Consider the following 12298-nt stretch of genomic DNA (forward strand, 5'->3'; position numbering starts at 1 on the left):
CGTTGCTGGCCCCCTGTTTCCAGGCCAGGGAATCGTGGCCGAGGATGCTGCGGGAGCGGTCCGCGACATCCGTCGCCGTAGACACCCTGGCCGCGTCGAGCCGGCGGCCGAGCTGCTCCACCGCGCCAAGGACGGCCAGGGCGTCGGTGTCGGTGAGCCGCGATAACGTCAGGGAGTCGAGTGCGGCGGCCACAGCCAACCCCGCCCGCCGGATCAGCTGCACAGGTGAATCTGCCGCCTCTGCCGGGGCGGCTGGTGACTGCGGTGCGGATGCTCCTGCCATGCCCCGATTTTAGCAAAAAGCGTACGTGGTGTCGAGACTATCTCAACTATTTACCAAAGTATTTCGCAGATAGTTACGAATGAGGCNAAAGTATTTCGCAGATAGTTACGAATGAGGCTGGTGTTACTCGTGGGATTCCCCGGCCGGTGAGGCGCCGCAAAACCGGGCCCGAAACCCGGCCGAGCCGTGAGTATCGCCCCTTTTCAGGCAAGAAAAAGGGGTAAAACTCACGGCTCGGCGAAGGAAACGAGGCCCGGAAGGGTCAGCCGCCGGGCACGAAAAAAGGAAGGACCCGCATCCAACGGATGCGGGTCCTCCCTGAAAAGACTGTCGGTTAGTCTTCGACCGACGTTGCGGCGGCGGGCTCGTCTTCGGCGACCCACAGCTCGTCATCGGCGCGGAACGTCTGCCAGACGGCGTAGGCGACACCCACGGCGGCGGCCAGGGCGACACCGAGGCCGATGTAGGTTCCGGCTCCGGGTCCCTTCTTCTGGACCACGATGGGCTTCTGGAAGCGAACGCGGTTGAGTGCGGCACGAATGCGGGCGTCGTGGGCGACGTCGCCCACGCTCATCAGCGTGCCGACGGCGGTGCCGATGCCCGGCAGTACCTTGTCGACGACCTGGTGGCGCACGCCTTCGGCGAGTTCCTGGGTGGCCTGCACTTTGGGGCGCACGATCTGGTCGTAGCTTTCGCGAACCTTGGGGACGACTTCTTCACGCGTGAGTACACCCGCCTGCCGGCTGGCCTCTCGTGCCAGGGCGTTTACACGCTCCAGCACTTCCTGCTGGTTGTTCCATAATTCGTCTGCGCTCTTACGCAGCCGAGTAAGTTCCTTGCGGCGCTTGCGTGACAGGCTCATCTGGACCCTCCATCGATGTCATGTGGCGAACAATGTCCATCTTGCCACGCAATCGTCTGGGAGGGCTCTGAGTGCGGGGTGTCCGGACGGAATCCACCAAACCGGCTGTGCAAGAATTGACCCCATGTCAAAGCACACCGCGGTAGCAACACTCAATACCACCCTCGGACCGATCAAGGTCAACCTCTTCGGCAATCACGCGCCGAAGACCGTCAAGAACTTCGTCGGTCTCGCCACGGGCGAGATCGAGTGGAAGCACCCCGCCACGGGTCAGACCTCCACCGCTCCTCTGTATGACGGAACGGTCTTCCACCGCATCATCAAGGACTTCATGATCCAGGCCGGCGACCCGCTCGGCCAGGGCACCGGCGGACCGGGTTACCAGTTCGACGACGAAATCAACCCCGACCTCGACTTCACCCAGCCGTACGTGCTCGCCATGGCGAACGCCGGTATCCAGGGGGGCCGCGGCACCAATGGTTCGCAGTTCTTCATCACCGTCGTCCCCACCACCTGGCTCCAGGGCAAGCACACCATCTTCGGCGCCGTCGAAGACGAAGAATCGCGTGCCATCGTCGCCAAGCTCGCGACCGTCCCCACCGACGGCCGTGACCGCCCGCTGACCGACGTTGTCATCGAGAGCGTCACCGTCGAGCAGGTCTAGGCTCCGACCCCGATGACCGACCTGCCCGGAACAGCCGCTGCTAACTACTGCTACCGGCATCCGGGCAGGCCGAGTTTCATCCTCTGCCAGCGCTGCGGCCGCACCATCTGCCCCGATTGCCAGACCCAGGCCGCGGTGGGCGTGATCTGCCCCGAGTGCATGAACGAACAGCGCCGAAGCGCCCCTCGAACGAAGCCGGCCATCCTGACCCGCTTCTCCGGCAGCGGTTCCCACCCGGTCACGTCCTCGATCATCGTCATCACGGTCGCGGTCTTCCTCCTCCAGCTCATCCCTGGCCTGGGCGTGACCGACAAACTGCTCTACGCCGGCATCTATTCCTATCCCGGCAGCTTCGAGCCGTGGCGGATGCTGACCACCGTCTTCGTGCACTCCACGGGCCTGATCTTCCACGTTCTGCTCAACATGTACACGCTCTGGATCTTCGGTCAGATCCTCGAGGAGATGCTGGGCCGGTGGCGTTTCCTCGCCCTCTACCTCCTGAGCGGCCTGGCGGGTTCACTGGGAGTGCTCTTCCTGTCCGATCCCCTCGTGCCCGTGGTGGGGGCCTCCGGCGCGATCTTCGGCCTGATGGGTGCGTTCCTGGTCATCCAGCGGCGCCTGGGCGGCAATTCGACCCAGCTGCTGATCCTGGTCGGCATCAACCTCGTGATCGGGTTCGTACCCGGCTTCAACATCGCCTGGCAGGCGCACGTGGGCGGCCTGATCGCCGGGGCGAGCATCGGCTTGATCTTCGTGCAGACACGACGGATCAGGCAGCAGACGCTGCAGACCGGACTCCTCGCCGGTTTCGGCGTTGTGCTGCTGGCCCTGGGCTTCGTGAAGTTCCTGGGCTGAGAGCCCCATCGGCGGGACGGCCAGCCTGACGGTTATCCCCGGGCTTCGGAGTTATCCACAGGTTTGTCCACACCATGGGGATAATTACACCGTTGTCATTCACGCCCCGCGGGGCGGCCGGATCAGCGCCAGCGGGTGGTCATCAGGAAGCCGATGAAGGCGATCCCGAACCCGACCAGAATGTTCCACGAGCCGAGGCCCGGAGCCGGCAACGTGCCCTGGCTCACGTAGAAGACGATGATCCAGGCCAGTCCGAGCAGCATGAAACCGAACATCACCGGTTTGAACCACACGGCGTTCGGCCCAGCCTCGCCGGAGCGAACGGCCTCGGTACGGGCGGGCTTTGTGCGGGGATTCGTGCGTGACATGCCTGCGATTCTAGCGTCATTGACTGAAACAGGCCGCAGGCGTGCCCACAGGCGGACCGGTGGGCGGAGGGAACCTCCGCGATTAGAATCGACATCATGTCCGAGAGCCCCGATCTGCCCGCAGTCGAGGCAACCCGTCGGTCCCGGCGCAGGAATCGTCGTCGCCGCGTCAGCGTCGTCGGGGTTCTTGGTGAGCTTCTCATCACCGCGGGGGCTCTGGTGATGCTGTTCCTCGGCTGGCAGCTCTGGTGGAATGACATGATCATGGCCGACCAGCAGTCCCAGGCGGCCGCGAAGATCAGTCAGGTCTGGATCTCCGACGACCACGCCGCCCAGGATCACACCCTTCCCGTGCCGGCTTCCGCAGACTATGGCAACCCGGTCGTTGCGGCGCCTCCGGCCGAGGCGGATCCGTTCGCCGTTCTCTACGTGCCGCGTTTCGGAGACGACTACCACCGCACGATCGCCGAGGGCACTGGCATGGACGTCCTCAACAGTCCTCGTCTCGGAATCGGCCACTATCCCGGCACCCAGATGCCCGGGGAGGTGGGGAACTTCGCCATCGCCGCGCACCGCAGCGCCAACGGCGGCGCAATGCACCTCATCCACCAGCTGCAGCTCGGCGACGCCATCTACGTTCAGACCGCGGACGGTTACTACACCTATCGGTTCCGTGACCTCGAATACGTCTCGCCCGAAACGGTTGCCGTGCTCGATGCGGTTCCACACGAGCCCGACCTGGCTCCGGTGGACCGGCTGGTCACCCTCACCAGCTGCAACCCCTTCTATTCCACGGCCGAGCGCATCATCGCCTACGGGGTGCTCGAGAGCTGGCAGCCGATAGCCGCCGGACCACCGACCGAACTCGCGGCGCTCATCGCCGTCCAGGCCAAGGGGTAGGAGACTCCGATGTACGCTGTCCTGTGGCGCATCCTGCCCGGCCCGGTGTGGGTGCGGGTCCTGCTCGTCTTCATTCTGCTGGCGGGCGTACTGTCCGTTCTCTCCACCTGGGTGTTCCCCTGGGTGGACGTCATCCTCAACAATCAGGAAGCCACGGTGGGAAGCCCATGACCCGCATCCTCGTCATCGACAATTACGACAGCTTCGTCTACACGCTCAACGGTTATCTGATGGAGCTCGGCGCCGAGACCGTGGTGCTTCGAAATGATGCCTTCCCCCCGGAAGATGCCGCGGCGCGCATCGCGGAATTCGACGGCGTGCTGGTCTCCCCGGGGCCCGGTAAGCCCGCCGACGCCGGCGTCTCGATCGCCATCGTCAGGGCCGCGCTCGCGTCAGGGCTGCCTCTTTTCGGAGTCTGTCTCGGGCACCAGGCCATCGCCGAGGCCTTCGGCGCAACGGTGACCAACGCGGACGAGCTCATGCACGGCAAGACGAGCCTGATCACGCACGACGAGAGCGGATTCTATCAGGGTGTTCCGCAGCCGTTCACGGCGACGCGGTATCACTCGCTGGCAGTGGTCGACGACACCGTGCCCGATGACCTCATCGTGACCTCGCGCACCGAGGGCGGCGTGATCATGGGGTTGCGGCATGTCATCGCGCCGATCCTGGGCGTGCAGTTCCACCCCGAGTCGGTTCTGACCGAGGGCGGCTACCGGATGCTGGGCAACTGGCTCGCTCTGGCCGGGCTCCCGGAGGCGCAGGAAACCGCGAAGGGCCTGACGCCCATGCTCAAGCGCAGCTGAGGCCGGCCCGAGAAGTCTCAGCCGGCGCAGTAGAAGAGCTCGACCTGTGACTTCTGCGGCACGTCGCCGGCAGCGAGGGACTGCTTGAGTACCGGTGAACCTGACACGGACGGGCAGGTGTTGTCCGGGGTGGGGATCGCAACCAACTGAACGTCCGCCCCCTCGAGCAGGTCGCTCGCGGCGCTGAGGGTCTGGCCTTTGAGATCATCCAGCGTGACGAGACCGCTGGAGACGATGAAGTCGACCGTGACGCCGGTCTTCTCCGGGCTCCCGCCGGCCGGGGTGGTGCGCAGCACGAGGTTGGAGGCGATTGTCGCGGAGTTCTCCCGGGTGACCGACCCCGGGATGAGGCCGAACGCCGTGATCGCGACCTGAGCGTCTGCCAGGGGCTGATTGGTGGTGTCGGGAACATCGACCGGCTGTGCGCCGGTGGAGACGAAGACCTTGATGACGTCGGCGGGCTGGGCGATCGTACCGGCCGGAGGGTCGGTGCGAGTGACCTCTCCCTTGGGCACGGTGGCGCTGGCCTCCTCGGCCATGGTGGCCGCGAGGTCCAGGTCGAGAAGCTTGTTCTGCGCGTTGTCGTAGCTGAGCCCGGTGAGGGAGGGCACCCTGCGGGAGTTGTCCGGCAGATCGCTGCTCGGCGTGAGGCTGAATGCCCAGATCATGACCGAGATGACGATGACGACGACGCTCAGGATGCCCGCCCAGATCCAGATGACCGGCGGGCGACGCTGGGTGCGCACCATGGTCTCGTCTTCGGCGAGTTGCTTGAGGGCCAGCTCGGAGCCGGAGGCGGACGGCGGCGGGGAACCGAACAGCCCGGCACCGGCATCGTCGGCGTTGCGGTGAACCGGGATCTGGCCCGAGGCGGCTGTCTCGACGTCGTTCCGGAATTCGACCGCGCTCTGATACCGCTGGAACCGGTCCTTGGCGAGGGCGTGCATCACAACGGAGTCGAGGGCCGGTGACACCTTCTTGTTGATCGAGCTCGGCTTGACCGGGGTCTCACTGACGTGCTGGTAGGCAACGGCCACGGGAGAGTCACCGCGGAACGGCGTGCGCCCGGCCAGCATCTCGAACAGCACCACGCCGGTGGAGTACAGGTCGGTGCGGGCATCCACGGATTCGCCCTTGGCCTGCTCGGGCGAGAAATAGGACGCCGTGCCCAGGATCGCGGTGGTCTGCGCCACCGTCGTCGAGGAATCGGAAATGGCCCGGGCGATGCCGAAGTCCATGACCTTGACCTGGCCGGCCTTCGTGATCATGATGTTGCCCGGCTTGATGTCCCGGTGCACGACGCCCGCGCGGTGCGAATACTCGAGGGCGGTCAGAACGCCTTCGATGATTCGCACGGCCTCGGCCGAGTCGATCGGGCCCTCACGGATGATGTCCTTGAGCAGCCGGCCATCGACGTGCTCCATAACGATGAACGGAATCTGGGCCTCTTGGCCGCTGTTCTCGATCACCGTCTCTTCGCCGGCGTCGAAAACCCGCACGATCGTGGGGTGAGCCATGCGTGCAGCGGCCTGGGCTTCCTGGCGGAAGCGGGTGCGGAACGCGGGGTCGGCGGCGAGCGAGGACTTGAGGAGCTTGATGGCGACCGTGCGGCCGAGCCGGGAATCGGTGCCGATGTGCACGTCGGACATGCCACCTCGCCCGATGAGAGCTCCGACCCGGTACCGACCAGCGAGAAGACGGCCTTCATCAGTCAAAGCGATACTCCCCAGCTTGCGGACACAGATTTTCCAACTTTACCCGGAACGTGAGGGACGCCTTTACTTGACGACGACCGGGGTCGAGGATGCCGACCAGTCGGATTCCGTCTGGCCGCAGAAATAGCGGAACTTGACCGTGAACGTGCCGACTGCCGGTCCTGCCGTGACGGTGGCTGTGGTGGCATCGGGGCCCACGGGACCCGGGGACACTGCGTCCTGGCCTTCGGCGAGAACCTCGTAGCCGGACAGGGTCTGGCCACTCGGGCACGACTGCGCCGCCCAGCTGACCGTCACGGTGCCCCCGGGCGCGACCGTCGCAGGCGCCGCGGTCGGGGCAGCGGTCGGGGCGTCAGGGGATACAGCCGGGGCGTAGACCTTGACGGTGATCTTCTCACCCTTCTTTACCGGCCCGGTCGGGTTGACGTCGTAGACGGTGTCGGCAACCTGCTCCGGCGTGGTGGAGGCATTGCCGGTCTGCACGTCGGCGACGAATCCCATCTCCGAGAGCTTGTCACGGGCTTCCGAGCTGGTCAGCCCCTGGAAGTCGGACAGATTCACCTGCACGGTGGTGGCGGCCGGCGGGGTCGTGGCGGTAGGCGCGGGCGCGGACGACGGCGTCGCTTTCGGTGTGGCCTTCGGCGTCGGCTTGGCGCTCTGGGACGTTGACGCCGAAGGTGACGGCGTGCCGGCATCCTGCGTGAAGAGCGCGATCAGGGTTCCGGTCAGCACCAGCACGAGCACGGCGATCAGTGCGATCAACGGCCAGGTCCACGGGCTGCGCTTCTTGGTGCCCTCGGCTTCGGCGTCGGCTCCAGCAGCGGCCACCGAGGTGCGCGTGGCCGGCGCGCCGGTGGGCAGGACGGTGGTCGCGTCCATGCTGCCGGCACCGGGCATCAGCATGGTCGCGGAGGTTGGCGTGACGCCGTTCATGATGGCGGGAACGGATGCCGCCGCAGCGGCAATATCGCCGCGACGCAGGGCCGCCGCGGCGCGGGAGAGGTGCGCGGCCGAGGCCGGGCGGTCCGCCGGGTTCTTGGCCAGGCAGGAAATCACCAGGTTGCGCACCGGCTCGGACACGGTCTCCGGAAGGTCGGGCGCGATCTCGTTGATCTGCGCCATGGCGATGGCGACTTGGGACTCCCCGGTGAAGGGGCGCCGGCCGGCGAGGCTTTCGTAGGCGACGATCCCCAGGGAGTAGATGTCTGTGGTCGGGGAGGCGGAGCGTCCGCTGGCTTGCTCCGGCGAGAGGTACTGCACGGTGCCCATGACCTGGCCGGTCGCGGTGAGCGGGACCTGGTCGGCGATGCGGGCGATTCCGAAGTCGGTGATCTTGACCCGGCCGTCGGGGGTGATGAGGAGGTTGCCCGGCTTGATGTCGCGGTGTACCAGGCCCGCGGCGTGCGCGGCGTGCAGTGCGGCCGCGGTCTGGGCCACGATGTCGAGGACCTTGTCGGTCGGGAGGACGTGGTCGCGCTCGAGGATGGTCGAGAGCGCCTCGCCGGGAACGAGCTCCATCACCAGGAACGCGCTGCCGTCCTCTTCGCCATAGTCGAACACGTTGGCGATGCCTTCGTGATTGACGAGGGCTGCGTGGCGGGCCTCGGCACGGAAGCGCTCGAGGAATCCAGGGTCACCGAGGTACTCGTCCTTCAGGATCTTGATGGCGACCGTGCGTCCGATTACGAGGTCGACGGACTTCCAAACCTCACCCATGCCGCCAATGGCGATCCGGGACTGCAGTTCGTATCGTCCCCCGAAGGTGAGCCCTGATGTGGGTCTCATTTGTTCAGCACCGCCTCTAGTACCTGCTTTGCAATGGGTGCGGCAACAAGATTGCCGTACCCCGTCTGTCCAAGTCCCCCGCCATCCTCGACGAGAACGGTGATCGCGTATTTCGGATCCTCCGCAGGAGCGAATCCGGTAAACCACAAGGTGTAAGGCTCGTCCTCGGCGTTCTCCGCCGTGCCCGTTTTACCTGCCACCTTGACCCCATCTATTCTTGCATTGCTGGCGGCGCCGTCCTGGACTCCATTGACCATCATTTGGGTGATTGTGGCCGCCGTTTCGGCGCTCATCACGCGCTTCATCGTTTTGGGTTCAAAGACCTGAAGCGGACTCAGATCCGGGGCGATCACCTTCTCCACGAGGTTGGGCGCCATCGCCATGCCGCCGTTGGCGATCGTGCCCGACACCATGGCCATCTGCAGGTTCGTGGCCCGCACATCGGTCTGGCCGAACGCCGACAGTGCCGTTTGCGCATCGTCGAGATCGGTGGGGTACACACTCTGGGAGACGTCGAGCGGCACCGTGTAATCCGAGTTGAAACCGAACTTCTCGGCCGTGTCCCGGATGGCCTTGTCGCCCAGTTGCAGCCCCAGTTCCGCCATCGGGATGTTGCAGGAGAGCCGCAGCGCCGTCGCGATGGTCACGGTGTCGCCGCCGCCACACGTCCCGCCGCCCGAGTTGATGACGACCGCGCTGGATCCGGGCAGCTGGAACGTGCCCGGGTTCGGGAACGCGCTCTCGGGGGTGAACTTGCCCGATTCCAGGGCGGCGGTCACCACGACCAGTTTGAACACCGAGCCGGGAGGGTTGAGGGCGTTGATGCCGCGGTTGATCAGCGGGTCGCTATCGTCGTTGAGCAGCGATTGGTAGGTGTCGGCGACCTGCTGGTTGTCATGAACCGTGAGGAGGTTCGTGTCGTAGCTGGGCTTGGAGACCATGGCCAGGATGCGCCCGGTCTTCGGCTCGGTCACGACCACTGAGCCGGTGAGGTTGCCGAGGGCATCCCAGGCCGCCTGCTGCGCGACCGGGTCGATCGTGACCTCCACTGACGCGCCCTTGGGATTCTTGCCCGTGATCAGGCCGTTGACTTTTTCGAAGAACTGCGCGTTCGACGTGCCACTCAGTTCTGCGTTCATCGCGTGTTCGAGGCCGGTCGGAGCGCCGTTGAGTGGGATGAAGCCGGTGACGGGCGCGTAGAGGGGCCCGTTGCTGTAAGTGCGCTGGAACTTGTAGTCGTCGTCCACCGGCATGGACTGGGCGATGGGTTCACCGGCGACGAGGATGGCGCCGCGTTCGACGGCGTAGCTGTCGTAGAGCGTGCGGGTGTTGCGGGCATCCGCTGACAGGCTGTCGGCCTGGAAGACCTGGATGACCGTCGTCGAGCCGAGCAGAGCCAGGAACATGAGCAGCACCACGATGCTGACACGCTTGAGTTCGCGATTCATCAGACCACCAGCCTTGGTTGGTTGCGCACCGTGTCCGACAGGCGCAGAAGTAGGGCCGCAATGATCCAGTTGGCCACCAGGGAGGAGCCACCGGCCGCCAGGAACGGCGTGGTCAGGCCGGTGAGCGGGATCACCCGGGTGACGCCGCCGATCACGATGAAGCACTGGAGTGCCACCACGAACGAGAGGCCGACGGCGAGGAGCTTGCCGAAGTCGTCATTGCCGGCGAAGCCGATACGGAAGCCGCGGGCAACGAAGAGCAGGTACAGGGCGAGGATGGCGAAGAGGCCGGCCAGCCCGAGTTCCTCGCCGAGGCTCGCGATGATGTAGTCGCTCTGGGGGACCGGGGTGATGTCCGGGCGGCCCTGGCCGAGGCCGGTGCCGAGAAGACCGCCCTTGGCGAGACCGAAGAGACCCTGCACCAGCTGGTAGCTGCCGCCGTCGGCTCCGTAGACGTCGGGGTTGAGCGCATCCAGCCAGTTCGTGAACCGTCCGTTGACGTAGTCGAGGGTCTGGCTGGCAATGAGGGCGCCGCCGAGGAAGAGGGACATGCCGAGGAGCACCCAGCTGAGCCGACCGGTGGCCACGTAGAGCATGACCAGGAACAGGCCGAAGTACAGCAGCGCGGTACCGAGGTCGCGCTGGAAGATGATGACCGACATCGAGAGGGCCCAGACGACCAGGATCGGGCCGAGGTCGCGCAGGCGCGGGAACCGCATGCCGAGGAATTTCTTGCCCACCATGGAGAGGCTGTCGCGGTTGCGCACCAGATAGCCGGCGAAGAAGACGGCCAGCGCAATCTTCGCGATCTCGCCGGGCTGGAACGTGGCGAAGGAGCCGACCCCGATCCACACACGCGCTCCGCTGACCTCACGGCCCAGCCCCGGCACCAGCGGCAGGAGCAGTAGGGCGACACCGACGAAACCGGCGATGTAGGTGTAGCGGAACAGCACGCGGTGATTGCGGATGATCAGCACGACCGCGATCGCGCAGGCGATCGCCAGAGCGCTCCACACGGTCTGGCGCACGGCCGCGCTGGCCCAGCCAGATTCCTTGTTGGCAAGGTCGATCCGGTAGATCATGGCGATGCCGAGACCGTTGAGCAGGGTGGCGATCGGCAGGATGAACGGGTCGGCCTCGCGGGCCACCGCGCGCAGCACGACGTGCATGCCGAGAACCAGGACGGACAGACCGGCTCCCAGCAGCACGAGGGTGGTGTCGATGCGACCGAGGGCGCCGAGCTGAACGAGCACGACCGTGGCGGCGTTGATGCCACAGGCGATGAGCAGCAGGAACAGCTCGAGGTTGCGCAGCTTCTGCGGCAGGTGGAGGCGGCGCACGCGACCCGGGCGCGCGGGCGCATCCGTGGTCGTGGAGCGGTTACTGGACACTGGCATCATGGAGCCGTTCGACGATGAGCAACGCGTCCGTGAGGGAGCTTGCACTGATGGTTTGTTCGACCTGCTGGCGGTCGAAGACGCGCAGTTCGGACACCTCCAGGTTGGTGTCCTCATAGAGCGAGGAGAGGGAGATCGGGCCGAGGTCCTGCTGAATGCCCTGGTAGATGGCCACGGTGCTGCCTTCGACCCCGACGAAGTAGCGGGTCTGGGTCCACCGGTAGCCGAGGACCGCGGCGCCGACGATGGCGAGGACCAGCAGGATGATTCCGACCAGCCAGGTGATCTTGCGGCGGCGGGCCCGGCGGTTGTCTTCTTCGATCAGCTCGGAGAGGTAATCCTGCGAGTCCGGCTCGAAGTGCGTCTCGCGCACCGGGTGCAGGCGCAGGCTGGACATGCGCAGTGCCCGGCTGCGGCCGGGCTCTTCACCGAAGGCCAGAGGGGCGGATGCCGACCCGACCACGGTGGGCAGGTCGACCCGCTCGGCACCGGTGCCGATGTCGACGACGACGATCGTGACGTTGTCGGGGGCGCCGCCGTCGAGGCTCTCCTTGACCAGTCGGTCCGCGACCGCCTGGGCGTCGAGGTCGGACTTGAGGGCCGCCGCGATGCCCACGTTGGAGACCACACCGCTGAGCCCGTCGGAGCAGATCAGCCAGCGGTCGCCGGAAAAGGTGGCGAGGATGGAGGTGTCGATCTCGGGCGACGCTTCGACGTCACCGAGGACGCGCATGAGCACGGAACGGCGCGGATGCACCATGGCTTCCTGCTCGGTGATGCGGCCGCTGTCCACCAGCCGCTGCACGAAGGTGTGGTCGATGGTGATTTGGGACAGTACGCCCTCGCGCAGGAGGTAGATGCGGGAGTCGCCGATGTGCGCGATGGCGACTTCGTCTTCGAGCACGATCAGGGCGCTGACGGTGGTGCCCATCCCGGTGAGCTCGGGGTGTTCGAACACGGTCTCGGCCAACTGCGAGTTGGCGGCGATGAGTGCGGCCTGCAGGGCGAATTCGGCATCCTGGGGGGACCGGTAGTCCTGGTCGGCCTCCACGATGCGCTTGGTGGCGATGGCGGACGCGACGTCGCCGCCCGCATGCCCGCCCATGCCGTCGGCAACGACGAAGAGGTGGCGCCCGGAATACCCGGAGTCCTGGTTGTTGGACCGGATTTTTCCAACGTGGGACACGGCCGCGCTGTTGCTGACTGTCGCCATGG

At 65.9% G+C, this 12298-nt stretch carries 13 protein-coding genes; 5 read left to right on the plus strand and 8 right to left on the minus strand.

Going from position 1 to position 12298, the window contains the following annotated elements; translation table 11 throughout:
- A partial coding sequence (locus tag E3T37_RS01910; protein WP_134365164.1) for a hypothetical protein occupies nt 1-283 on the minus strand: 283 nt, incomplete at its 3' end.
- 334 nt (nt 284-617) lie between these two features.
- Complete coding sequence (locus E3T37_RS01915; protein WP_134365165.1) at nt 618-1145, minus strand: hypothetical protein; 528 nt, start codon at nt 1143-1145, stop codon at nt 618-620.
- Between the two features lie 124 nt (nt 1146-1269).
- Here E3T37_RS01915 and E3T37_RS01920 point away from each other — a divergent pair, with 124 nt between their 5' ends.
- Together E3T37_RS01920 and E3T37_RS01925 are read left to right on the plus strand one after the other, a co-directional pair.
- Complete coding sequence (locus tag E3T37_RS01920) at nt 1270-1809, plus strand: peptidylprolyl isomerase (protein WP_134365166.1); 540 nt, start codon at nt 1270-1272, stop codon at nt 1807-1809.
- Between the two features lie 12 nt (nt 1810-1821).
- Entirely contained in the window at nt 1822-2664 is an 843-nt protein-coding gene (locus E3T37_RS01925; protein ID WP_134365167.1) for a rhomboid family intramembrane serine protease, read from the plus strand.
- Between the two features lie 122 nt (nt 2665-2786).
- Here E3T37_RS01925 and E3T37_RS01930 read toward each other — a convergent pair whose 3' ends face one another.
- Nucleotides 2787-3032, minus strand: a complete 246-nt coding sequence (locus E3T37_RS01930) for a cell division protein CrgA (RefSeq protein WP_134365168.1) — start codon at nt 3030-3032, stop codon at nt 2787-2789.
- Nucleotides 3033-3128: 96 nt separating this feature from the next.
- On the opposite strand from E3T37_RS01930, the gene E3T37_RS01935 reads away from it, so the two are divergent.
- The 3 genes from E3T37_RS01935 to E3T37_RS01940 are packed head-to-tail and all read left to right on the plus strand — an operon-like array spanning nt 3129 to nt 4738.
- The gene (locus tag E3T37_RS01935) at nt 3129-3932 is read left to right on the plus strand and encodes a class E sortase (protein WP_134365169.1); all 804 of its coding nucleotides are present in this window, start codon (nt 3129-3131) and stop codon (nt 3930-3932) included.
- 9 nt (nt 3933-3941) lie between these two features.
- A complete protein-coding gene (locus E3T37_RS16675) occupies nt 3942-4103 on the plus strand; it encodes a DUF4175 domain-containing protein (RefSeq protein WP_166789101.1) in 162 nt (53 codons plus the stop codon).
- Entirely contained in the window at nt 4100-4738 is a 639-nt protein-coding gene (locus E3T37_RS01940) for an aminodeoxychorismate/anthranilate synthase component II (RefSeq protein ID WP_134365170.1), read from the plus strand. The genes E3T37_RS16675 and E3T37_RS01940 overlap by 4 nt, the downstream gene beginning before the upstream one ends.
- 17 nt (nt 4739-4755) lie before the next feature.
- Here the strand turns inward: E3T37_RS01940 and pknB are convergent, their stop codons facing one another.
- The 5 genes from pknB to E3T37_RS01965 form a co-directional block, all read right to left on the minus strand.
- The gene (gene pknB / locus E3T37_RS01945; protein WP_134365171.1) at nt 4756-6453 is read right to left on the minus strand and encodes a Stk1 family PASTA domain-containing Ser/Thr kinase; all 1698 of its coding nucleotides are present in this window, start codon (nt 6451-6453) and stop codon (nt 4756-4758) included.
- A gap of 63 nt (nt 6454-6516) precedes the next feature.
- On the minus strand, nt 6517-8238 hold the full coding sequence (locus E3T37_RS01950; RefSeq protein WP_134365172.1) for a protein kinase: 1722 nt from the start codon (nt 8236-8238) through the stop codon (nt 6517-6519).
- Nucleotides 8235-9686 carry a penicillin-binding protein 2 gene (locus tag E3T37_RS01955; RefSeq protein ID WP_134365173.1) on the minus strand — a complete coding sequence of 484 codons (1452 nt, stop codon included), beginning with the start codon at nt 9684-9686 and terminating at the stop codon, nt 8235-8237. The genes E3T37_RS01950 and E3T37_RS01955 overlap by 4 nt, the downstream gene beginning before the upstream one ends.
- A complete protein-coding gene (locus tag E3T37_RS01960; protein WP_174235688.1) occupies nt 9686-11083 on the minus strand; it encodes an FtsW/RodA/SpoVE family cell cycle protein in 1398 nt (465 codons plus the stop codon). Before E3T37_RS01960 ends, E3T37_RS01955 begins: the two co-directional genes overlap by 1 nt.
- Nucleotides 11067-12296, minus strand: a complete 1230-nt coding sequence (locus E3T37_RS01965; protein ID WP_134365175.1) for a PP2C family serine/threonine-protein phosphatase — start codon at nt 12294-12296, stop codon at nt 11067-11069. Before E3T37_RS01965 ends, E3T37_RS01960 begins: the two co-directional genes overlap by 17 nt.
- Between the last annotated feature and the right edge of the window lie 2 nt (nt 12297-12298).

Origin of the sequence: Cryobacterium sp. TMT2-10 (assembly GCF_004403075.1) — a bacterium.
GTDB lineage: Bacteria > Actinomycetota > Actinomycetes > Actinomycetales > Microbacteriaceae > Cryobacterium > Cryobacterium shii.